17 protein-coding genes and 1 tRNA gene are annotated in these 23432 nt (G+C 72.1%); 15 read left to right on the top strand and 3 right to left on the bottom strand.

All coding sequences use genetic code 11. The features are described 5' to 3' along the window. Nucleotides 1-143 precede the first annotated feature (143 nt). Nucleotides 144-1670 carry a zinc-dependent metalloprotease gene (locus IXW69_RS00090; RefSeq protein ID WP_194784370.1) on the top strand — a complete coding sequence of 509 codons (1527 nt, stop codon included), beginning with the start codon at nt 144-146 and terminating at the stop codon, nt 1668-1670. Nucleotides 1671-1776: 106 nt separating this feature from the next. Here the strand turns inward: IXW69_RS00090 and IXW69_RS00085 are convergent, their stop codons facing one another. Next, on the bottom strand, nt 1777-2376 hold the full coding sequence (locus tag IXW69_RS00085; RefSeq protein WP_194784369.1) for a PPA1309 family protein: 600 nt from the start codon (nt 2374-2376) through the stop codon (nt 1777-1779). A 223-nt stretch (nt 2377-2599) separates the two neighbouring features. Here IXW69_RS00085 and IXW69_RS00080 point away from each other — a divergent pair, with 223 nt between their 5' ends. From IXW69_RS00080 to IXW69_RS00065, 4 genes are all read left to right on the top strand, one after another. Beyond that, a complete protein-coding gene (locus IXW69_RS00080) occupies nt 2600-6091 on the top strand; it encodes a UPF0182 family membrane protein (RefSeq protein ID WP_407646496.1) in 3492 nt (1163 codons plus the stop codon). A 178-nt stretch (nt 6092-6269) separates the two neighbouring features. Further along, a tRNA-Met gene (locus tag IXW69_RS00075) sits at nt 6270-6346 on the top strand. A gap of 389 nt (nt 6347-6735) precedes the next feature. Then, nucleotides 6736-9939 (top strand): DEAD/DEAH box helicase, encoded by a 3204-nt coding sequence (locus IXW69_RS00070; protein ID WP_194784368.1) that lies wholly within the window; start codon nt 6736-6738, stop codon nt 9937-9939. Nucleotides 9940-10231: 292 nt separating this feature from the next. Further along, complete coding sequence (locus tag IXW69_RS00065) at nt 10232-11074, top strand: hypothetical protein (RefSeq protein ID WP_194784367.1); 843 nt, start codon at nt 10232-10234, stop codon at nt 11072-11074. 11 nt (nt 11075-11085) lie between these two features. On the opposite strand, the gene IXW69_RS00060 is transcribed toward IXW69_RS00065, so the two are convergent. After that, nucleotides 11086-11940 (bottom strand): DNA-3-methyladenine glycosylase family protein, encoded by an 855-nt coding sequence (locus IXW69_RS00060; RefSeq protein WP_228524376.1) that lies wholly within the window; start codon nt 11938-11940, stop codon nt 11086-11088. A 191-nt stretch (nt 11941-12131) separates the two neighbouring features. On the opposite strand from IXW69_RS00060, the gene IXW69_RS00055 reads away from it, so the two are divergent. The 10 genes from IXW69_RS00055 to IXW69_RS00010 all read left to right on the top strand — a co-directional run bounded on the left by IXW69_RS00055 (nt 12132) and on the right by IXW69_RS00010 (nt 23196). Beyond that, a complete protein-coding gene (locus tag IXW69_RS00055; RefSeq protein WP_194784366.1) occupies nt 12132-12911 on the top strand; it encodes a hypothetical protein in 780 nt (259 codons plus the stop codon). 100 nt (nt 12912-13011) lie between these two features. After that, complete coding sequence (locus tag IXW69_RS00050) at nt 13012-13869, top strand: DUF4129 domain-containing protein (protein ID WP_194784365.1); 858 nt, start codon at nt 13012-13014, stop codon at nt 13867-13869. Beyond that, nucleotides 13866-14339 carry a hypothetical protein gene (locus IXW69_RS00045; RefSeq protein ID WP_194784364.1) on the top strand — a complete coding sequence of 158 codons (474 nt, stop codon included), beginning with the start codon at nt 13866-13868 and terminating at the stop codon, nt 14337-14339. The genes IXW69_RS00050 and IXW69_RS00045 overlap by 4 nt, the downstream gene beginning before the upstream one ends. Further along, nucleotides 14336-15349, top strand: coding sequence for an AAA family ATPase (locus IXW69_RS00040; protein WP_323745082.1), 1014 nt, complete (start codon nt 14336-14338; stop codon nt 15347-15349). The genes IXW69_RS00045 and IXW69_RS00040 overlap by 4 nt, the downstream gene beginning before the upstream one ends. Next, nucleotides 15346-16782, top strand: a complete 1437-nt coding sequence (locus IXW69_RS00035) for a DUF58 domain-containing protein (protein WP_194784363.1) — start codon at nt 15346-15348, stop codon at nt 16780-16782. The genes IXW69_RS00040 and IXW69_RS00035 overlap by 4 nt, the downstream gene beginning before the upstream one ends. Then, a complete protein-coding gene (locus IXW69_RS00030) occupies nt 16779-17378 on the top strand; it encodes a hypothetical protein (protein ID WP_194784362.1) in 600 nt (199 codons plus the stop codon). The genes IXW69_RS00035 and IXW69_RS00030 overlap by 4 nt, the downstream gene beginning before the upstream one ends. Before the next feature lie 103 nt (nt 17379-17481). Then, nucleotides 17482-18741: a bifunctional glycosyltransferase family 2/GtrA family protein gene (locus tag IXW69_RS00025; RefSeq protein ID WP_228524375.1), complete on the top strand. Its 1260-nt coding sequence runs from the start codon at nt 17482-17484 to the stop codon at nt 18739-18741. A gap of 65 nt (nt 18742-18806) precedes the next feature. Further along, a complete protein-coding gene (locus IXW69_RS00020; protein ID WP_194784361.1) occupies nt 18807-21122 on the top strand; it encodes an ArnT family glycosyltransferase in 2316 nt (771 codons plus the stop codon). An 85-nt stretch (nt 21123-21207) separates the two neighbouring features. Continuing rightward, complete coding sequence (locus IXW69_RS00015) at nt 21208-22392, top strand: Dyp-type peroxidase (RefSeq protein ID WP_194784360.1); 1185 nt, start codon at nt 21208-21210, stop codon at nt 22390-22392. A gap of 6 nt (nt 22393-22398) precedes the next feature. Continuing rightward, a complete protein-coding gene (locus IXW69_RS00010) occupies nt 22399-23196 on the top strand; it encodes a family 1 encapsulin nanocompartment shell protein (protein WP_194784359.1) in 798 nt (265 codons plus the stop codon). Between the two features lie 127 nt (nt 23197-23323). Here IXW69_RS00010 and IXW69_RS00005 read toward each other — a convergent pair. Beyond that, the coding region (locus tag IXW69_RS00005; RefSeq protein ID WP_194784358.1) for an integrase core domain-containing protein at nt 23324-23432 on the bottom strand (109 nt) is incomplete at its 5' end.

Below are 23432 nucleotides of genomic sequence, written 5' to 3'. Positions count from 1 at the left end.
TGCGCCCGCAGCGGACCCGCGCGCCGCGAGCGGTCCCGGGTGACGCATGGCTCGCGCCCAGGAATGCGTGGCACGATCCTCCTGTTCTACAGGGGCCCGGCCGTCCGGGCGCCCGCACCAGACCCCGAGGCCCGGGAGGACCCATGAGCGAGGACCCCTTCGACGAGATCGAGGAGCTGCTCTCCGCGATGTTCGGCCCCGAGATGGCGGGTGACGCCGTCGACGCCCTGCGCTCCTCGGGCGTCGACCCCACCCAGCTGGCCCGCATGAGCGGCATGGGCGACCTGTCCGAGCTGAGTCCCGGCCAGCTCATGGCGATGCGCGCCCAGCTCCAGCAGGTCTTCGCGGCGTCCTCGGACGAGCCCGTCAACTGGAAGATGGGGCAGGACCTCGCCCTCCAGACGGCCCGCGCCACGGGAGACCCGACGGTCACCTCCGGGTCCGCGGAGCAGGTCCGCCAGGCCCTGTCCGTCGCCGACCTCTGGCTCGACACCGCCACCGACCTCATGCCCGCCCCCGGCGGTCGCGAGGCGTGGAGCCGCTCGACGTGGGTCGAGCGCACCCTGCCGGTGTGGAAGGAGGTCGTCGCCCCCGTGGCCGAGGCGGCCACGACCGCGCTGGCCGGTGCCCTTGAGCGCCAGATGAAGCAGCTCCCGCCGGAGATGGCGGCCGCCACGCAGCAGATGGGGGCGCTGTCGAAGATCATGCGCTCCATGGCGGGGACGGCCTTCGGGCTCCAGCTCGGCCAGGCCATCGGCCAGCTCGGTGCGGAGTCCGTCTCCGCGACCGACGTCGGCCTGCCTCTCACCCAGGAGCCGGGCACGGCGCTCGTACCGGCCAACGTCGCCGCCTTCGCGGAGGGCCTCGAGGCCGACGAGGACCAGGTCCGCATGTTCCTCGCAGTCCGCGAGGCCGCCGCAGCGCGGCTCTACGCCCACGTGCCGTGGCTGCGCAGCCAGCTCATGGCCGCCGTGGAGACCTACGCCCGCGAGATCACCATCGACACCGAGGCCGTCGAGCAGGCGGTCGCCCAGGTCGACCCCAGCGACCCGGAGGCGCTGCGCGCCGCCCTCGAGGGCGGCATGTTCGCCCCGCAGGAGACGCAGGCGCAGGCCGAGGCCCTCGAGCGCCTCGAGACCCTTCTCGCGCTCGTGGAGGGCTGGGTCGAGGTCGTCACCGCGCGGGCCACGATCCCGCACCTGCCGCGGGCCGTCGCCCTGCGCGAGATGGTGCGGCGCCGTCGCCTCCAGGGCGGCGTCGCCGAGCAGGTCTTCGCCCGCCTCATCGGCCTCGAGTTCCGCCCGCGGCTCGTCCGTGAGGCCGCGCAGCTGTGGGAGACGATCGGCGCCGAGGCCGGCGACGCCGAGCGCGACGCCTTCTGGCAGCACCCCGACGTCATGCCGACGCCGTCGGAGCTCGCCAACCCCGAGGACTTCCTCGCCATGCGCCGCGCAGCGCAGGACCTCGACTCGGAGATCGACGACGACCTCGCCTCGCTCCTGGACGGGACGCTCGGATACGCCGAGGGCGCCCAGGAGGCCGACGAGAACAGCCCCGAGGGCCTCGGTGACGGGCCGTCCGTCGAGGACCCTGACGACGGCTCCACCACTGACGAGTCCGACGACGGCGAGGACGAGGACGAGGGCGGCAGCCCGACTCCCACGGCCTGACGGGCACGGACCTCAACGGCCGCCCGGTGCTTTCCGCGAGGGAGGGACCGGGCGGCCGTCGTCGTGACGCAGGACCGACGCCTGCGGGCGTCGGCCCGTCAGGGAGTCAGAGCAGCGTGGCGCGCAGTGCCTCGATGAGGCCGGGGACGAGGGTGTCGCCCTGGGCGACGGAGCGCTTGTGGTCCTTGGAACGGGCACGGATCGCGCACCAGGACTCGCCGGAGCGCAGGACCCCGACGACGATGCGGACGTCGTCGCGGTCCGGACGGTTCTGGAGGAAGGCGACGCGCTCCTCGGGGTCCTCGATGGCGGCGGCCTCCGCCTCGGCGGCCGCAGGGAGGGTGAGGCGCTCGACGGACAGGGCGACGCCGTCGACGGACTCCGGCCAGGCGAGCTGGCCCAGGAGGTCCTCGAGGTCGGCCGAGCCGGGCAGGTCCTCCTGCTCGATGACGGTGAGGGACTCGGGGTCCGTGCGCGCCGCTGCGAGGGCCTCGTCGTCGAGGATGTCCGCGATGGCAGGGTCGGTCTCCAGGGCCGCGGCCGTGCGCACGAGCGCGAAGACTCCGACGGGCGCCTCCCAGCCGAGCCTGGCGACGTGCTCCTCGAGCTCGACGACGGCGCGCGAGAGGGCGGTCTCGCGGGCACCCCTGGGCTTGGACCGGGGCGCGGGCTGGGTGGGGGAGGACTCGGGGCTCTGACGGCTCATGCCGTCATCCTCACCCGTGGCGGGACGTCGCACGCCCCGCCACGCGCCCGGTGCGGGCCGTCGCGTTGCGCTCGCCGTGAACCGCTGGCTCCGCCCGCCGGCAGGAGGCGGCTGAGTTTTGGGTGGCTGTCGTGACCTGTGGGACGATGGCGCTACCGGCGCCCAGGTGCCGGTGACGACACGGTGCGTGCCCCGCGCACCGGCCCTAGCACGGAGCGAGATCGTGATGAACAGGCCCGACGACGAGCCCATCGACCAGCCCGACGACGGCGCGGAGGAGAGCTCCTCCGGCGACGCCACGAGCCGCGAGGGCCGTGTGCGCGGAGGCTTCTTCCAGTCCGACGCCGGCCGAGACCCGCAGCGGCCTGACCACTCCTCCTCGGGGGACGGTCAGGAGGAGCGCCCGGCCGATCGGGCCGGCGGCACGGACCGATCCCGCGGTGCCGACCGCGCCGCGGGTGCTCAGGGCTCCTCCCGCCGATCCTCCGACGACGAGGAGGACAACCCCTTCGCCTTCGACCCTGCGGCCGTCTTCGGCATGGGCCGCGGTGCGGGCCGCTCCAACCCCTTCGAGGGCGTGCGCCGGCGCGCCGACGCCGCGCGCACGGCCCGCGCCGGCTCCGGCCGGGGCGGCAACGGATCCACCGGGTGGGGCGGTGACGGCGGCGGAGGCGGCCGTGGCGGTGCCGGGGCCCGCGCCGAGCGAGGACGTCCTGGGCCTCTCGCGCTCACCATCGGCATCCTCGTCGCGCTCGCGGTCCTCCTCGGCTTCCTGTCGAGCACGTGGACCGAGGTCCTCTGGTTCAACCAGCTCGGCTTCTCGCGCATCATCTGGACCGAGTGGATCTCGAAGGCGGTGCTCTTCGTCGTCGGCTTCGCCCTCATGTTCGGGGCCGTCTTCCTGGCCATGTCCCGCGCCTACAAGGACCGCGAGATCCACCTGCCCGATGACGAGGCCGGCCGCAACCTCGAGTCCTACCGCACCGCGATCGAGCCGATGCGACGGGTCCTCCTCTGGGGCCTGCCGGCGCTGCTCGCCCTCCTCGGCGCCGCCTGGGAGCTCGTGCCGAGCTGGCGCGAGATCCTCCTCGCGATGCACTCGCAGTCCTTCGGGGTGAAGGACCCCCAGTTCGGCATCGACGTGTCCTTCTACGTCTTCATCCTCCCGGTGCTCAAGACGATCGTCGGCTACCTCTCGCGCGTGACCGTCTTCGCGGGCGTCGCGAGCCTCGTGACCCACTACCTCTACGGAGGCGTCTCCGTCTCCCGGCGCCCCCACTTCACGCGCCCGGCACGGCGGCACCTGGCGATCTTCCTCGCCGTGTTCTCCGTCCTCCAGGCGATCGGGTACTGGCTCAGCCGCTACTCGGCCCTGTACTCCTCGAACTCCAAGTTCGACGGCGCCGGCTACGCGGACGTCAAGGCCGTGATTCCCGCGAACGCCATCCTCGCGGCGATCGGTCTCGCGATCGCCGTGCTCTTCGTCGTCTCCATCCGGGCGCGCTCGTGGAAGCTGCCCGTGACCGGCGTCGTCGTCTCGATCGTCTCGGCCCTGCTCATCGGGAGCGTCTACCCGGCCGTCATCCAGAAGTTCGTCGTCGACCCCAACGCGCAGAGCGCCGAGTCGCCGTACATCTCGCGCAACATCAAGGCCACCCTGGCGGCCTACGGCCTCGATGACGTCGAGACGACCAGCTACAACGCGAAGACCAGCGCCGAGGCCGGCCAGCTCAAGGAGGACGCCGAGTCGACGACGTCGATCCGGCTCCTCGACCCGAACCTCGTGTCCTCCACCTTCCGGCAGCTGCAGCAGAACAAGCAGTACTACTCCTTCGCCGACCACCTCAACGTCGACCGCTACAGCGTCCAGGACTCCGCGCGCGACACCGTCATCGCGGTGCGCGAGCTCAACCTTGACGGTCTCGACTCCGGCCAGCGCACCTGGGTCAACGAGCACACCGTCTACACGCACGGTTACGGCGTCGTCACCGCCTACGGCAACACCGTGGCCTCTGGCGGCTACCCCTCCTTCTGGGAGGGCGGTATCCCGTCCCAGGGCGACCTGGGCACCTACGAGCCCCGCGTCTATTTCGGGCAGGACTCGCCGTCGTACTCCATCGTCGGTGGCGAGGACGGCGGCAGCCCCCGCGAGCTCGACTACCCGGACGACTCGGCCAAGTCCGGCCAGGTGAACACCACGTTCTCCGGCAACGGCGGTCCGTCGATCTCGAACCCCTGGAACCGCCTCCTCTACGCGGTGAAGCTCCAGGAGATGAACATCCTGTTCTCCAACGAGGTCCACAAGGGCTCGCAGATCCTCTACGACCGCGACCCCGCGGAGCGCGTCGCCAAGGTGGCCCCGTGGCTCACCCTCGACGGCAACCCCTACCCGGCGGTCGTCGACACGGACGGCAACCCCAAGACGCCCAAGCGGGTCGTGTGGATCCTCGACGGGTACACGACGACGAACAACTACCCGTACTCCCAGCACGAGTCCCTCTCCGACGTCACGGCCGACGGTACGAACCAGGAGTCCACGCTCCTCGGCGCGCCCGACGAGTCGAACTACGTGCGCAACTCCGTCAAGGCGGTCGTCGACGCCTACGACGGCTCCGTCAAGCTTTACCAGTGGGACGACAACGACCCGGTCCTCAGGGCCTGGTCCGCCGTCTTCCCCGGCACGGTCGCCCCGATGAGCGAGATGAGCGCCGACCTCATGGCGCACATGCGCTACCCGGAGGACCTGTTCAAGGCCCAGCGCACGATCATGGCGAAGTACCACGTGACCAACGCGGCCGACTTCTACTCCGGCGGTGACTTCTGGAAGGTCCCCGACGACCCGACGAAGTCCGGCAACGAGCCGCAGGCACCGTACTACCTCACGCTCAAGATGCCGGACCAGGACAAGGCGAGCTTCTCCCTGTCGAGCGTCTACATCATCGGTGGCAACACGGACAGGAACGTCCTCACCGGCTTCCTCGCGGTCGACTCCGAGACCTCCTCGGGCAAGGCCGGCGTGAGGAACCCGGACTACGGCAAGCTGCGGCTCCTCGAGCTGCCGCGCTCCTCGAACGTGTCCGGACCGGGCCAGGTGCAGAACACCTTCGACTCCGACCCGACGGCGTCGCAGACCCTCAACCTCCTGAGCCAGCAGGGCTCCCAGGTCATCAAGGGCAACCTCCTGACCCTGCCGGTGGGCGGCGGTCTGCTCTACGTGCAGCCGGTGTACGTCCAGTCCTCCTCGGGCACGCAGTACCCGCTGCTGCGGAAGGTCCTCGTGTCCTTCGGCGACAAGGTCGGCTTCGACGACACCCTCTCCGGGGCGCTCAACCAGGTCTTCGGCGGAGACTCGGGCGCGACCACGGGTGAGGAGGTCGTCAACGGGGACGCCGCGGCGGCCAACGGCACCTCCGACGCCGAGGCCGCGGCCGCCGGCGCCGTCGGCGATACCTCGGGGACGGCGGCGCCGACCGACGCCGCGACGGCGCAGGCCAGTGCCACGGCCGCTCCGAGCGCGGGGACCGCGGCGACGGCGGTGCCGTCCGGCAACCCGCAGGCTCAGCTCGACCAGGCGCTCTCCGACGCGCAGACGGCCATGGACGACTCCGACACCGCTCGCGAGAAGGGCGACTGGGCCGCCTACGGCGACGCGCAGAAGCGGCTCGACGACGCGGTCCAGCGGGCGGTGGACGCGCAGAACCAGCTCAAGAAGTGAGCGGACGGTGACCGGCGGGCGTCGGGGGAGCGGCTGCTCCTCCGGCGCCCGTCGGCCGTCCTCGGGACCGAGCCGCGGTGGCGCCCTGCGTGCCGCCTGCCTCACACGGTGGTGAGGAAGGGCACGCCCCCTCGGTTTGAAGTCCCCGGGGGAGGGCGACTAGTGTTCACATCACCGACGCGGGGTGGAGCAGTTCGGTAGCTCGCCGGGCTCATAACCCGGAGGTCGCAGGTTCGAATCCTGCCCCCGCTACCACCGAACCGCCCGGTTCCAACGAAAGATCGTTGGAGCCGGGCGGTTTTCTTACATGTCTTCACGTACGTCGGGTCATGGACGGTGTGCCATGCCACCTGGGCCCGGACGATCTCGCCTACGATTCCATGAGCAGCACCGCCAACGGCAGGGAAGAGGCCCGACACATGGCAGCCTGGTCCGAACTGACGAACTACTTCTCGGAGACTCAGCGCAGAGCCAATCTGACGGATCTCGAGCTTGACAGAAGCACGCCTCATCGACGGGTTGACCGGGCCGACATCACCGCCGGGAAGCTCGATGGGGACGCGACGACGTGGATCCTTGATCAGGCTGCTGCTCAACGTCGTGGTACGAGGGCCAAGTGCGCAGCCGAGCCCGCTCCCGTCCCCGTGCTGATCTCGCTCGTCACACTGCGCCAGGGAGGGCGGCGCTCCGCGCTCCTCGTCCTCCCGGCCACCCTCGCCCCGGACGGCGCTCTCTCCTCGGATCCGGGTGCTGACGAGCCGTGGATCCCGGCCAGCAGACTTCATACCGAGGGCGTCGCGGACCGGGAGGTGATGGTCGGGGACCTCTCCGCGTTCTGGCGGTGGAGGCACTCAGACGCACCTGAGGCCGCGTCCCAGGTCGAGGGCTGGTCCGACGCCGTGGCCTACGCCGACAGGATGTTCGATGCGGTGGCCTCGCGGCTGCCCGCGAGGTCGGCCGACGGTGCCGGGGTCATCATTGAGCGGGAGCAGTGCTATGTCGTCCCGGGCGCTCAGATCGTTGCCAACAGGGGCGCCCTCGATCTCTACGATGCGATCCTGCGGCAGGACACGCTGGGTTTGCCGTCGCCCTACGAGCGCCTCGTCTCATTGGCTCATCCGGAGCGCACCCGCGAGGACCACATCGACGACGACGTGACGCGACTGTGCAACAACGCGAAGCGAGTGTGCGGCAGCATGAGCGACTCCTACGGGCTGACGGCGTCACAGCGCCGCGCTGTTCACGCCTTCATGGAGGACGGAGACGGCGATGTGACCGCCGTGAGCGGACCGCCGGGAACTGGCAAGACGACCATGCTGCAAGCCATCGTCGCCTCGCTCGTCGTGCAGCACGCTCTCGACGGTGCCCCGGCACCACTCATCGTCGGGACCTCGGCGACGAACCAGGCCGTCACGAACATCATCGACTCCTTCTCCAAGGTGACTAAGGACGATCCTGGGCTCATCGACCACCGCTGGATCCCGCGTGCAGGAAGTGCGGCGGAAACGGCCCCCGTCCCGCTCTCAGGTCTCGCCACCTACTGCCCGTCGCAGGCCAAGACATCCGCCGCGAAGGAGTCCGGCTACCTCACCGAGGACATACGGAAGACCGGTGTCTACTCCGAGTACTCGACGCCGGAGTACCTCGAGATCGCCTCGGACACGTTCCTCACCAAGGTGCAGGCCTACGCGGAGCAAGCCCGGCTGCACGAGCCGACGAGCCTTGACGACGCCGTCAAGATCCTCAAGACCGCCCTTGCCGAGCTGGACAGGACCCGGCGCACGCTCATCGACGTCAGAAGCCGCCTCGACATCGAGGCGGGTATCTCCTCAACGGTCCTCGATGACCCGGTCGAACCTCTCGCGATCGAGTGGAACCGAGTGTTTGAGAAGCGGGCACTGTGGACCAAGCGTGCCGAGGACGCTGTCGCGCACCCCGACGAGGCCGCGTACATCGTGGCGATGAACCGCGATGCGGACGATCCCGACTCGCTCCAGTCCTGCGAGGAGCTGAGGGGCTACTACGAGGATCGCCTGAAGAGCGTCCTGACCCAGATGGATCGTGCGCGCTCGGCGAGTGCGGCAGCGCGAGCCAGGCTGGAGAGCGCCCGGGCCACCTTCACCAAGGAGGCCACCCCGACGCGTACCTGGTTGAGGAACCTCGGGCACGTGCCCGATGAGAGGCTGGATCGACTGCTCAGCGCCCCAACGCTCCTCGACCTGGAGAAGCAGCTCGATGTCACCGTGAGGTACGCGGAGTTCTGGCTGGCCGTGCACCTCTACGAGGCCCAGTGGCTCCTGACGATCTCCGGCGACGAGCTCCTTCCCCCTGATCAGCGGTGGCAGCGGTCCTCGCAGACCCAGGCCAGGTACTGGGCGCAGGTCGCTGCACTGACGCCGTGCTTCGTCATGACGGTCTTCCAGCTCCCCAAGTACTTCAGCCTGTACACGAAGCCCGGTGAGGCGCCGGAGTTCGATCTGGGCCGCGCCGATCTCCTCATCATCGACGAGGCCGGCCAGGTCGACACCTCGCTGGGAGCCTGCGCCGCGGCGCTCGCGAGGCGCGCGCTCGTGGTCGGGGACGAGCGTCAGCTGGCGCCCGTGTGGAGCATCGACCCCGTGAGCGACGAGGAGGGCTCAGCGGCCTTCGGACTGTCTGCACGATGGTCTGAGCTCGTGACCAGCGGCCTGACCGCGTCCGACCACTCCTCGCTCATGCGCGCGGCGTCCCACGCCAGTCGCTGGAGCTACGGCGAGGACGACGACCCGGGCCTCTTCCTGTCCGAGCACTTCCGGTGCCACCCGGACATCATCGACTACTGCAACCGGCTCCTCTACAAAGGGTTGCTCGAGCCGAGCCGCCCCGTGGAGAACTATCTCCTCAAGAACCGCGTTCCCGGACCGTTCCTCTTCCACCTCGTCGCGGGCTCGAAGGACCGGACGAAAGGGTCCAGCCGGGTCAACGACGTCGAGGCGGAGGCCATCGCGACGTGGATCGTCGATCACATCGCCACGCTGCGGCAGATCTACAACCCTGAGGGCAGCGACACCAAGGAGCGAGGCATCATCGGTGTCGTGACGCCGTTCCACGCCCAGGAGATCGTCATCAACGAGTGCCTGCGTCGCAAGGACGAGGACCTCGCGCGCACAGTGACCGTCGGTACCGCGCACAAGCTCCAAGGCGCCGAACGCCACGTGGTGCTCTTCTCCTCGGTATACGGCGACGCATCGGGGCAGGCCTCCTTCATCGACAGCACCTTGGAGCTCATGAACGTCGCCGTGTCCCGCGCGAAGGACCTCTTCGTAGTGTTCGGCGGTGAGGGGCGGAGGAATGACTCCGGTCCCGTGTTCTCACTCGTGCGCGAGCTGGCGAAGCCCGACGAACCATGGGTGGGCGACTCCGAACCGGGCACCGGCCCGAGCGGCAATGAGGTGGCCGAGGCTGCGTCCCTCGACGCGGGCGCCCCTGCACCGAGCCCGAGCGAGGGACGACCGGCGTCCGACGCCGACACCGCCGAGGTGACGGCGCACGCTGCGCACGCGCGCCAGAAGAATCCCGAGGGTCCACCGGTGGTGGACCGTGAGACGCCCGGCTACGAGATCGTCTCCGCCATCGCCAGCCGCATCGGCGGCATCACAGCGCACGAGCTCAACGAGGCGCTCATCGCCGCCGGGCTGCTCCAGCGCGTCAACGGCGACCTGCTCCCGACAGTCGACGGGATCGCAGCGGGCATCGCGGTCTTTCACGGCGAGTCGAAGCGCGGTCCGTACACGGCGCCGATCTACTCGGCGGCCGCTCGGGCGCTGATCGTCTCGATGGCCGATGCGGGCGAGCTGCCGACGGCCTAGGTGTTGGTGGCAGACAGATTCGGGAAGCTCTCCACCGCCGGTGCGGCGACGGGGCACACAGGACCCGCGTCGTCTGCTGGTGTCGACTCCCGTGGCGTCCATGACCGCGGCGTCGAGGACGCTGCCGTCCTCGCACACCTTCCTGGCAAGGGCCTCGGTCGCGACGAAGGCGAACGGGTTCGGTTCGGCCACCCTCCGGGTCTCCTCGCGTCCACGGCGCGTCAGACCCTCTGCAGTTCTGGTGTCGTGGGGCGCCGTTAGGGTGGGACGGAACCCCCAGGAAGGACGCGCCATGGTCGATGCCGTTGATGCCGCCTGGCAGCCCGACGACGAGCTCTGGGCGCGCTTCGAGGCCGACGGCCACCGGCACGCCTTCCTCAGCCGGATCGGAGCCAACGCCGCGCTGGTCCGCTGCTGGCCCGAGGAGGCCACCTCCGCCATCGCGCGCATCGCCCAGGACGCGGGCTTCAACGTCGTCGGCAGCAGCAAGGACCCCTCCTACGCCGTCTACTTCGAGGACGAGGACTTCGCCGACGACCGCCTCGCCGCCCTCGCGGACGCCCTGTCCGAGAGGGGCGTCATCAGCCTCGCCCACGTCCTCGCCCACGGCGAGCTGCTCGGGGAGCACGTCGACGTCTTCCGCCGGATCGACTCGCGGGCGCACGACGCCGCCGACGGCGTGGTCCTGGGACGACTCCTCATGGGGCCTCGCTCCGAGACCCGGCACCGCGACGTCGACGGCTGGTTCCTCGGCGCCCCTGCTGACCTCCTGCGGCTTGAGACGCGCCTCGGCGAGCGCTTCGAGGTCGATCGCGCCGAGTCGGCCGCGGGCCTCGACGGCCTGCACGTCGAGACCGTCATCCTGGACGAGGCGGCTGAGGACGAGGCGGTCGACGGCTTCGGCGCCGCGGCGAGCCCCGTCGAGGAGCTGACGCTGTCCCACCTCATCGACGACGTCGCCGACGCTCTCGACGACGTCGGGATCATCGGTCCCTTCGAGGTCATCGACGTCTTCGCCGCCCCGCAGGCTCCCGAGGGTGCGGACGACGACGGTGGGGCCGGGGACGGCGTCGGGGATGACGGTGACGACGGCACCGATGACGGCGCGGATCCCGGGAACCGGCTCGAGGACTGATCCGCAGGCGCTCAGCCCATCTCGTGGAGGCGGCCCTCGCGGGCGGCGCGCAGGTAGACGCTCGCCCAGGACCGGAACGGCCTCCACGCCTGCGAGACCTCGGCCAGGGTTGCGCCGGCGCCGTATTGCTCCGCGACCTCCTTCTCGAGGCGGGGCTCCGCGCGCGGCAGCCAGTCGGTCGCGTTACAGCCGCGGATGAGGATGAGGTCGGCGTCGAAGGGCCCGATTCCGAGGATCCTCTGGACCTCCTCGCGGGCGGCCTCCTCCGGGAGCGCACGCAGGCGCGGTCCGTCGAGCGCCGCCTCCGCCACGGCCGCCAGGTACTCGGCCTTCCGCCCCGGCAGCGTGAGCCGACCGGTCCCGAGCGCGGCGAGGAGAGCAGTCGGTGAGGGGAAGGCCCCGTCCTCGCCGTGGCTCGTGACGATCCCGCGCCGCAGGGCTGCCGCGACCGGGACGCGGACTCGCTGTGAGAGCACCGCCCAGGTCGCCGCCTCGTAGGGGGAGTGGAAGCCGCACGGCCGGAAGCCGGGCAGCGCCCGCTGGGCGGCGCCGACCACCCCGTCCCGCGCGCCCACCTCGGGCCAGGCGCTCGCGTCGACGTCGAGCGCGAGGAAGCGCGTCACCTGCTCGGACGCGGCGTCGAGGTCACCGGAGCCGCTGACCTCGAGGCGTGCTCTCGTCCCCTCCTGCGTGACGACGGCGGTCGCCGCCGTCCAGTCGGCCTCGCTCACGAAGGCGGTCGCCAGGGCGTCCGGTCCGGGATCCGCAGCGAGGCGGTTGGGAGTGAATCCGGCCCAGAAGGCCGTGCTCGTCACCAATGACCAGGGGCCGATGACCTCCCGGGTGAGGGTGTGCGTGCGCATCATGCGTGAAGCCTCGCACCGCGCGGCCCGAGCGCCGTCGTCGGCGCGCCCCAGCACCGGCGACGGGCCGATTCGGGCGGGGTGCGTGACCTGCGCCGGCCGGGATCGCGGCGCGTCGTGCCGCCGTCCCCTGGACCCCGACCTAACGTCGGCCCTGTCCCGCCAGCCCTGACAGACCAGAACGCAGCACCCCCATGACAGCTCCCACCGACGCCCCGCGGACCGAGGCCACTGAGGCCGCCGCGGCCGCTGAGACGACTGCTCCGCGCGCCCGCGACTGGGTCGCCATGCTCGCACCGGTCGTCGCCGGCCTCATCGCCGTCCCCGGCTCAGTCTCCGCGCTCGAGGCGTTCCTCGAGGGACGCAGCCTCCTGTTCTTCTGGGGGCAGCTCGCCGCCCTGGGCCTCCTGGCCGTCATGATCATCGCGACCGTCGTGCTCTTCGGCCGGATCCTGCGGCACCGCGGCGTCTTCGTGACGAGCATCCTCCTCGGCATGCTCGTCATGGTGGGGCTGGCCGTCTCGCTCCACACCGTGGCCTTCCGCGTGCCGCCTGCCGTCGGCGGAGGCATCGACCTCATCCTGCTCATCTGGTCGGTCATCGGGATGCGCCGCCTGCGCGGTGCCGGGCAGCCGACCGTCGTCGAGACCGACGCCGCTGAGAACGACGACGAGCCCGCGGCCTCCGACGTCGCGGCCGGAGACGCTGCCGACACGGCCGAGGACGGTCGCACGCCCTCCGACCCCGGCTCCGGGACCGGGACGGACGCGGAGGATCCAGCGGACGGCAACGCGGCCGACGCGCTCCCGGCGAGCTACCCGCCGCCGACACCAGCCGAGGCCGATGCCCCGGAACCGGTGCTCCGGCGCGCCGAGCGGCACGCACGCTGGGCCGTGTGGCGCCTGCGGCTCCTCGACTGGGTGTTCGTCATCCTCGCCGCCCTCGGCTGCCTCCTCACCCTCCTCGGCTACTGAGTCGGGCGGGCGCGGCCGGGAGCGGCGGTCGCAGGTGCCCGAATCCTCCGGCGCTGCGCGCCTCGTCGATAGGATGGCGGCACCCACGGGAGGAGGCCGGATGAGCACCCAGCGCTCCGGCGCGTCCCCCCTCCGTCGCACCGCCCCACCGAGCCCGGGGCGGCTCCTCGGTGCCCTCGCAGCGGTCCTCGGCCTCGCCCTCATCGCCTGGGCGAGCCTGGCCGAGGCCCCGATCCTCGCCCTACCCTCCTCCACCGGAACCGCCGGCTCCGAGGCGGTCCCGGCACCCGCCGCCACCGCCGTCGAGACCCAGGCCCCGCTCCCGCCGGACGTCACGGACCCCGGCTACTCGGACACGGCCTGGCGCGTCATCGCCGTCCTCATGGCCCTCATCGCCGTCGCCGCGGCGCTCACCGTCGTCGTCCTCATCCTCCGTGGGCTCCTGCGCCGCCTGCGGGCGGCCAGGGACCCACAGGACGACGCCCTCGTCGACGACGCCGCCCTCGACCTCTCCGTCCTCACCCAGGAGCGCGCCGCCCGCCAGGCCCGCCTCCTCACCGAGGGCGCCCCGCGCAACGCCGTCGTCGCGACCTGGCTCGAGCTCGAGCGCACCGTCGCCGACGCCGGCGTCGTACGCCTCCCCACCGAGACCTCCTCGGAGCTCGCCGTCCGGGTCCTGTCGACGGCCAGCGCCCCTGCGGACTCCCTCACGGACCTTGCCGGCCTCTTCCGCGAGGCCCGCTTCTCCCGGCACGAGCTCACCGAGGCGCACCGGCGCCGCGCCGTCGCCGACCTCGAGCGCGTCCACACCGCGCTCGGCGTCGGGCCCCGAGCGTCGTCCCCCGGCGCAGCCCCAGAGGTCGCCTCGGACGCTCTCCCAGAGCCTGCCGCTCGCTCTACCTCCGACGCCGCTCATCGAGGCCTCAGGGCCGGGACCGATGGGACGGACCGCCCGTGAAGTCCCTCGCCTGGTCCCACGCCGCCCTCCTCATCGCCGCCGGGTGGGGCCTGCTCGCCTTCCTCGTCGCCGTCGGGACCCGTGTCCACCCGGCCGCCTACCTGGCCATCCTCGTCGCGGTCCTCACCTGGACCGGCTTGAGCCGGCTGAGCGTCGCCTCCCCGGCCTTCCCCGTCGAGCCGCCGTCCACCATGCCGGCGCCGCCTCGGGACCGGCACCTCGCCGACGTCGACTGGATGCTCCGCTCCGCCTCCGACCAGCGCACGTGGACCACGGGCGTGCGCCCCCGGCTCGCCGAGCTCGCGGCCGACCGCCTCCGCGACCACCACGGCGTGGACGCCACCACCGACCCCGAGGCTGCGCACGCCCTCCTCGGTGAGGGCCTCTGGGCCCTCGTCGACGGCAGCGCCGCCCCGCCACGCACGACTCGGGCGCTCACCGCCCTCATCGAGAGGATCCACGCACTGTGACCACGACGCACACCGGCCCGGAGCCCGCCCTCGACCCCGGAGCCGCCCCCGCCCGGATGACGACCGCGCAGGTCTCCGACCTGGCCCAGCAGGTCCTCGCCTCCGTCTCCCGCGCCGTCGTCGGCAACACCGAGGAGCTCGAGCTCGTCCTCGCCGGCATCCTCGCCGGCGGGCACGTGCTGCTCGAGGACTACCCGGGCCTCGGCAAGACGCTCGCCGCCCGCTCCTTCGCCCAGGCCCTCGGCCTCGACTTCGCCCGCGCCCAGTTCACCCCTGACCTCCTTCCGAGCGATCTCACCGGTTCCTTCCTCTACGACCAGCGCCGCGGCGAGTTCTCCTTCCGTCAGGGCCCCATCTTCACCGGTCTGCTCCTGGCCGACGAGATCAACCGCACCCCGCCCAAGACGCAGTCCGCACTCCTCGAGGCCATGCAGGAGCACCAGGTCACCCTCGAGGGCACCACCTTCCCGCTGCCGCGTCCCTTCCACGTCATCGCCACCGCCAACCCCGTCGAGCACGAGGGCACCTACCAGCTCCCCGAGGCGCAGCTCGACCGCTTCGTCATGCGGATCTCCTTCGGCTACCCGTCGCCTGAGGACGAGTGGGACGTCGTCGCCCGCCGCGTCGCCCGACGCACCGAGGACCAGATCGTCCCCGCCGTCACCGACGCCGCCGGCCTCCTCGCAGCCCAGGCAGCAGTCGAGGCCGTCGACGTCGACCCCTCGGTCGGCCGGTACGCCGTCGCCCTCGCCGCCGCGACCCGTGAGCACGACGCGGTCGAGATGGGGGCCTCGCCGCGCGGCTCCCTCGCCCTCGTCACCGTCGCCAGGGCCCTCGCCGTCGTCCGCGGCCACGACTTCGTCGCCCCGGAGGACGTCAAGCACGTGGCGGTTCCCGTCCTCGCGCACAGGATCTCCATCAAGCCCGAGCTGTGGATGACTGCTGTGAGCGGTACCGACGTCGTCCGGCAGGCCCTCGAGACCGTGCCCGTCCCCGGGGCACGGGAGTGAGCGAGCCCCTCGACCCGGGCACGGGCAACGGGATGCTCCCGGAGCCGTCCTCGCCCACGGCGCCGGCCGACCCGACGGCGCCCCCCGGCCTCGCGCCGCCGGCGTCCGCCGCCGCGCCGGGATCCGAGCCGGCGGGGGAGTGGCGTCTCACGGTCCTGCACATCACGGCCGTCGCCGTCGGGGTCCTCACGGCCCTGGCGGCCGTCCTCCTCCACCGCCCGGACCTCGTCGTCCTCGCCGCCCCGATGCTGCTCGTCGCCGCGTGGGGAGCCCTGGCTCGTCCGGACGGGCACCCGGCCGCCGCCGTCCTCGGGACCTCCGGGGACGTCCTCGAGGGACAGGCCGTCCGAGTCCGCGCCGTCACGACCGGGACCGAGGGCGCCGAGACCGTCGGCCACGAGCTCGGTGCCGGACCCGCCCTCCGGGTCGTCCCCGAGGGGGTGCTCGACCTTGCCACCACGCTGAGACCCGGCCGCCCCGGGGCCACGGGCGTCACCCCTGCCTCGGACGAGAGCCCAGCCCGCGCCGTGACGACGTCCTTCACGGTCCAGCCCAGGACCTGGGGGCCCACCGAGCTCGCCACCGGCGAGCTCCACCTGCGCAGCGCCTGGGGCGCGTGGGACGCACGCTGGCGCCGCCGCAACCCCGTCCGCCTCACCGTCGCCCCGGCACCGGGCGCCTTCGACGCCGACGCGCCCGTCCCGCACCCTTCCACCCTCCTCGGTGCCCACGGTGGGCGGCGCAGGGGCGACGGCGTCGAGTTCGACGCCATCCGGGAGTTCCGTCCGGGTGACCGGCCCCGGCACGTCCACTGGCCCACCTCGGCGCGCACGGGGCGGCTCCACGTGCGCACCACCCTCGCCGAGAACGACACCGAGGTCCTCCTCCTCGTCGATGCGTACGGAGACCTCCCGGGCGCCGACGGGGGCAGCCTCGACCGAACCGTCCACGCCGCCGCCTCCGTCGCCGCCTGGTGCGCGCGCACGGGGGACCGCGTCGCCATGCGGGTCCTCGGCGCCGACGTCACCCCGGTCCCCGCGGGCGCCGGACGCCGTCAGCTCACGCGCGTCCTGGGCACGCTTGCGCGCACCGTCCCCGACTCCGACCGCTCCGGCGAGGGGCAGCGCATGCGTCTCGACCTCGCTCCGGGCACGCTCGTCGTCGTCCTCTCGCCGCTCACCGAGAGGCGCCTGGTCGACGCCGCCGTGGAGCGGGCCTCGACCGGCCTCGACGTCCTCGTCATCGACACCGCCCCGCTCGAGCCGGCGGGCGAGGACCCCGTCGCGCTGGCCGCCTGGGGGCTCGTCCGGCTCGAGCGCGAGCGCACCGCGGAGGCGCTCCGACGGCGTGGCGTCGCCGTCGCCGCCTGGCGCGGTCCCGGCACCCTCGACGCGACGCTCGAGGCGCTGAGTGCGAGGAGGAGCCGTCGATGAGCACCCGCAAGGGGCCGGCCCCCTCGTCGGGCGACCGCCGGCCCAGGATCCGGGGCACCCTGGTGCGCTACCTCCCCGGGCACCTGTCACGATCGCAGGTCCTCGTGCGCGTGGTCGGAGCCCTCACCCTCGCCGCCACCGCGGGCGCAGTCGGCACGCCCGTGCCCTTCCTGCTCCTCGTCTGCCTCGGCGTCGTCTGCGCGGCCGTCGCGCCGGAGTCGGCGGCATGGCCCGCCACGGCCGGCGTCGTGGTCCTCGCCTGGGCCCTGGTCGGGCACGACCCGGCCACGCCAGGATCGCTCGCGCTCGCCCTGGCGCTTCTCACGGAGCACACGAGCCTCGTCATCGCCTCCGCGGGACCGGCGCGAGCCGCCGTTCCGGGCCGGGTCGTCCGGCGGGCCGCGGGCCGGGCCGTCGTCGTCGCCCTACTCACAGCCGTCACCTGGGTGCTGCTCGAGCTCGCCCCGGCCGGTACGCGCGCCCCCGGGTGGACGCTCCTCGTCTCGCTCGCGGTCCTCGGCGGCGGTGCCCTCGCCCTCACGGTCCCGCGACCACGGAGCCCGCGCCGTGCCGTGCGCCTCGGCCGCCGCCGCTGAGGGGATGGCCCCGTCGCCGCGCTGACGGCGGGCCCGCGCGCCTCACAGGTCCACCACAGCACCGACCTCCACCGGGCACAGCGCCCGGTCCTTGTATCAGGGCATGACCACGACACGAGTCGACCAGCCCCTGATCACGGAGGCGGTGCCCGCCATGAGCTCCTCGAGCAGACGTCGTACCGGCCCCGTCCTCGACGTCGTCATCCCCGTCTACAATGAGGAGCGCGCACTCGAGGGCTCCGTGCACCGCGTCCGAGCCTTCCTTGACGAGCAGGTGCCCTTCAGCTCCCGCGTCACCATCGCCGACAACGCCTCGGTCGACGCCACCTGGGCGATCACCGAGCGCCTCGCCGCCACCGTCCCCGGCGTCAGCGCCGTCCACCTCGACCAGAAGGGACGCGGACGCGCCCTCAAGCAGGTCTGGCTCGCCTCGGACGCAGAGGTGGTCGCCTACATGGACGTCGACCTGTCCACCGACCTCTCAGCGCTCCTGCCGCTCGTGACGCCGCTCGTCTCAGGGCACTCGCAGGTCGCCATCGGCACCCGCCTGTCCTCGGACTCCCACGTCCGCCGGGGGGCCAAGCGCGAGTTCATCTCGCGGTCCTACAACCTCATGCTCCGCACCGGGCTCCAGGCGCACTTCTCCGACGCCCAGTGCGGCTTCAAGGCCATGCGCGCCGACGCCGCTCGCGAGCTCCTGCCGTACGTCGAGGACACCGGCTGGTTCTTCGACACCGAGGTCCTCGTCCTCGCCGAGAAGGCGGGACTGCGCATCCACGAGGTCCCCGTCGACTGGACCGACGACCCGGACACCCGCGTCAACATCTACGAGACCGCCAAGGCCGACGTCGAGGGCATGATCCGCGTCGCGCGTGATCTGCACCAGGAGCGCATCCCCCTGCGGGAGATCCGCGACCGTCTCGTCGGCGGCTACCCCGAGCTCGACCCCTCCTGGGCGCTCCTCAACCAGGTGCTGCGCTTCGGCGTCGTCGGCGTCATCTGCACCCTGGCGCACGCCCTCCTGTTCTGGTGGTGGGCCGGCCCCATGGGCGCCGTCCTCGGCAACACCCTGGCCCTGGCGACGACGGCGGTCCTCAACACCGCCATGAACCGCGGATTCACCTTCGGAGTGCGCGGCCGCACCGATCTCGCCCGCCACCACGCGCAGGGCCTCGCCGTCTTCGCGCTGGCCTGGTGCCTCACCTCCGGCGCCCTCGTGGTCCTCGACGCCCTGTGGCCCGGGGCCGCCCGAGGCGTCCAGCTCGCGGTCGTCGTCGTCGGCAACCTCGTGGCCACCATCCTCCGATTCACCCTTCTCAAGCACTGGGTCTTCGCCGGCCCCAAGGAGTCCGACCGACCGTGACCTCACCAACGCCTGACGCGAAGCGCTCAGGACCCACTGCAGCAACCGCGACCGGAGCGGCCGCGATGACCGTCGAGCACCGGCCCGTCGTCACCAGGCCCCGCGACTGGTCCCGCAAGGAGAAGGTGGGCTTCGTCGGCCTCCTCGTCCTGGCCGCCTTCGTCTACTTCTTCAACCTCACCGTCTCCAAGTACGGCAACGAGTTCTACGCCGCCGCCGAGTGGGCCGGCTCCCAGTCCTGGAAGGCGATGCTCTTCGGCTCCTCGGACTCGGGGAACTCGATCACGGTCGACAAGCCGCCGGCCTCCCTGTGGGCCTCGGCCCTCATGATCCGGGCCTTCGGACTGTCCTCCTTCACCGTCCTCGCACCGCAGGCGGCCATGGGAGTCGGCACCATCGCCTCGCTCTACTGCATCATCCGCCGTCGCTTCTCGGCCTTCGCCGCCTGGGCCGGCTCCATCGTGCTGCTGACCGTGCCCGTCGCGGTCATGATGTTCCGCTTCAACAACCCCGACGCGCTCCTCATCCTCCTGCTCACCCTCGCCACCGGCGCGGTCCTGCGGGCGATCGAGGAGGGCCGGAGCCGCTGGATGGTCCTGGCGGGCGTCGCCATCGGCTTCGCCTTCCTCACCAAGCAGATGCAGGCCTTCCTCGTCCTGCCCGGCTTCGCGCTCGTCTGGTTCTGGGCGGCGCCCGTCTCGTGGAAGCGCCGCATCCGCGACGGCCTCCTCGCCATCGTCGCCATGATCGTCTCCGGCGGCTGGTGGGTCGCCCTCGTCGAGCTCTGGCCCGCGAGCTCGCGCCCCTACGTGGGCGGCTCGACGGATAACTCCTTCCTCAACCTTACCTTCGCCTACAACGGCCTCGACCGCATCACCGGCGGCGGCTCCGGCAACAACAACATCGGTGGGGCCACGGGCCTGCTGCGCCTGTGGAAGGGCACGTACGCCAACCAGGTGTCCTGGCTGGCCCCCGCCGCCATCGTCCTCACGGTCCTGGCGCTCATCCTCATCGGCCGCGCCCGCCGCACCGACGGGCGCCGCGCCCAGGTCGTCGTCTGGTTCAGCTGGCTCGCCATCACGTGGCTCGTCTTCTCCTTCATGTCCGGTACCTTCCACCAGTACTACACGGTGGCCCTCACCCCCGCGATCGCCGCCCTCGTCGGCATCGGCGTGGGGTTGGCCAAGGAGAACGCCCGCAAGGCCTGGGTGCTCTTCACCCTCGCCGGCACCACCGTCGTCACGACGGCCTGGGGCGCCTTCCTCCTGTCCACCGCCACGAACTGGTTGGCCTGGCTCAAGTGGGCCGTCGTCGCCCTCGGCGCGCTCGGCGCCATCGGTCTCACGGTCGCGGGCTCCCTGCGCTACGGCAAGGACGAGGCCGACCCCGGGACCAAGCGCGGCCGCCTCATCACCCGCGCTGCCGCGACCCTCGCGATCGTCGCCGCGCTCCTCGGCCCCGTGGCCTGGTCTGCGAACACCATCGACTCCGCTCACACGGGCTCCATCCCGATCGCCGGTCCGACCACCTCGAACGGCGACGGCACGGGCGGTGGCCCCGGCGGCAGCCAGGGAGGCCAGGGTGGCCCCGGCGGGCAGCCCGACGGCGCTCAGGGCTCCGACCGCTCCGGCTCCACCGAGTCCGGGGCGAGCGGCTCGGCGACGCCGTCCGCGGGGAGCACCTCCTCCAGCAGCAGCTCCGACTCCACCGAGTCCGGCTCGACCGAGGCCGGGGCCGACGGGATGGGCCAGTCCCCGTCGGGCACCGACGGCGAGGCCCCTGAGGGCGGCGCAGGCGAGGCTCCCGAGGGCGGCGACAACCAGCCTCCGAGCGGTGAGGCGCCTGAGGGCATGACGGGCGAGGCCCCGTCCGGGTCCGGCTCGAGCGACGGTCAGTCAGGTTCAGCAGGGTCCGGCTCGACCGAGTCCGGTTCCGGCTCGAGCGACTCTGAGTCCGGCTCGACCGAGTCCGACGGCCAGGCCGGCGGGGGCAACAACGTCGGCGCCATGCTCGGCATGGGCAACTCGACCTCGTCGACGCTGGTCAAGATGCTCCAGGAGGACTCGAGCCAGTACCGCTGGACGGCCGCCATCACCGCCTCCCAGTCGGCCGCCTCCTACGAGCTGGCCTCCGAGACCTCGGTCATGCCGATTGGCGGCTTCTCCGGCACCGACGACTCGCCCACCCTCGTCCAGTTCGAGAAGTGGGTCGAGGAGGGAGAGATCCACTACTACATCGTCTCCGACGCCGGTCAGGGCGGGTTGAGCGGCTCCGGCGAGTCCTCGGCCTCCGAGATCGAGATCTGGGTCAAGCAGAACTTCACGGCCCAGACGGTCGACGGCGTGACGGTCTACGACCTCACCTCCTCAGCGTCGAGCTGATCCGCTACGGCGTCGGGCCGGACCCGGTTCCGCTCCGAGCCGTCACCGTGCGACCGTGTCGTGGCTCCCGGCTACCATTGGTGCCATGACCGACGCGAACGCGATCGAGCTCTCGCAGGCCGTCCTCGGCGCGCCTGCGAAGGCCTCCATCTTCCTCACGCTGACGATTCGCGAGGGCGGTGAGGCGCGCGTCCTGGAGACCCTGCCCGAGATCGAGTCCCTCACGCACTCGGTCGCCTTCCGCTCGCCGGAGGCCGGCGTCAGCTGCGTCGTGGGGATCGGGGCGCGCGCCTGGGACCGGCTCTTCGAGACGCCCCGGCCGGAGCGGCTCCACGTCCTCGAGCCCGTCACCGGTTCCCGCCACAGCGCGCCGTCGACCCCGGGGGACCTCTTCCTCCACGTCCGCTCCCAGACCTTCGACACCTGCTTCGAGGTGGTTCGTGAGGTCACGCGAGCCCTCGGAGACGCGGTCCGGCCGGAGGACGAGGTCCACGGCTTCCGCTACCGGGAGTCGCGGGATCCTCTCGGCTTCGTCGACGGCACCGAGAGCCCGGAGGGTCGTGAGGCCGTCGAGTCGGCCCTCGTCCCCGAAGGCAAGTGGGCCGGAGGCTCGTACATCATCGAGCAGCGCTACACCCACGACCTCACGGCCTGGGACGCCCTGAGCACCCGCGAGCAGGAGCTCGTCATCGGCCGGACCAAGATGGACGACGTCGAGCTCGACGACGACGTCAAGCCCCACAACTCCCACGTCGCGCTCAACACCGTCGAGGACGCCGAGGGCAACGAGCACAAGATCGTGCGGGACAACCTCGCCTTCGGCAACGCCTCGGGGGAGCAGGGCACCTTCTTCATGTCCTACGCCGCGGACCCGCGCATCACCGAGCTCATGCTCCGACGCATGTTCATCGGCGAGCCCGAGGGGAACTACGACCGCATCCTCGACTTCTCCACCGCCGTCACCGGCGCCCTCTTCTTCGCGCCCCCGGCGGACTTCCTCGACGACGCGGAGGAGCACGCGCGCCCCGGCCTGCTGGACGACGACGAGCCCGAGGACCCGACCCAGCCCGCCCTCGGACTGCCCCAGGCGGCCGCGCTGGGGCTCACGGACCCCACCGCGTCCACCGAGGACGTCGCAGAGCCCCTGGGCCCGGACGACGCCGGCTCCGCCGAGACCGCCCCGCCCGCGCAGAGCGCACCGACCACCACCGCACCGACCACCACCGCACCGGCTGACGGATCCCTCGGGATCGGCAGCCTGAGAGGCTGACACCGCATGAACAACCTGCACCGAGAGCTCGCCCCCGTCTCCACCGCCGCCTGGGCGGAGGTCGAGGAGGAGGCGCGCCGGACCTTCACCCGCTGGATCGCCGGACGCCGCGTCGTCGACGTCAAGGGCCCCGACGGCGAGGACCTCGCTGCCGTCCGCACCGGGCACCGCCGGAGCGTCGACGTCCCCTTCGAGGGCGTCCAGGCCCACGAGCGCGAGGTCCGGCCCGTCGTCGAGCTGCGCGTCCCCTTCCGCGTGACCCGCGAGGCCATCGACGACGTCGACCGCGGCGCTAAGGACTCCGACTGGCAGCCCGTCAAGGACGCCGCGGAGACGATCGCGCGCGCCGAGGACGCCCTGGTCTTCACGGGTCTCGAGGCCTCGGGCATCGAGGGCCTCATCAGCTCGAGCGAGAACGAGGCGGTCGCCCTGCCCACGGCCATCGAGGCGCTGCCCGACGCCGTCGCCGCGGCTCTCAAGGAGCTGCGTCTGGCCGGCGTCGAGGGCCCGTACTCGCTGCTGCTCTCCGCCGAGCTGTGGACCGCGGTCACGGAGGAGACCGACGACGGCTATCCCGTGCGCAAGCACCTGGACCGCATCCTCGACGGCGAGGTTATCTGGGCACCGGCCATCGAGGGCGCGCTCCTCCTGTCCACCCGGGGCGGGGACTTCGAGCTCCACCTCGGCCAGGACCTGTCCATCGGCTACCTCTCCCACGACGCCGAGTCCGTGGAGCTCTACCTCCAGGAGTCGCTCACCTTCCTGCCGTACACGGCGGAGGCGAGCGTCCCGCTCACGCGCTGAGCGAGGCGGCGACTGCTGCGTCCGGACCGTCGACCCCGCTTGCGGGTGCCGGCCGGGCGCGCCGCCTCACCCGGCGCCCGGCGCGCGCGGCCATGGGCCCGCCCCTAGGTGTTGGTGGCAGACAGGTTCATGACAGTCGGCTGGTTGGAGGTAGACCGTTGAGCGCGGTGTGTCCGCGTTCAGTGTTGTAGTGCTCGATCCAGGGGGCAAGGGCGTCGCGGCGCTCCTGGTTGGAG

It is taken from the genome of Actinomyces haliotis, from assembly GCF_015355765.1.
Lineage (GTDB): Bacteria > Actinomycetota > Actinomycetes > Actinomycetales > Actinomycetaceae > Actinomyces > Actinomyces haliotis.
Note: the sequence above shows the minus strand (reverse complement) of the source record. Positions and strands in the feature narration are given on the sequence as shown.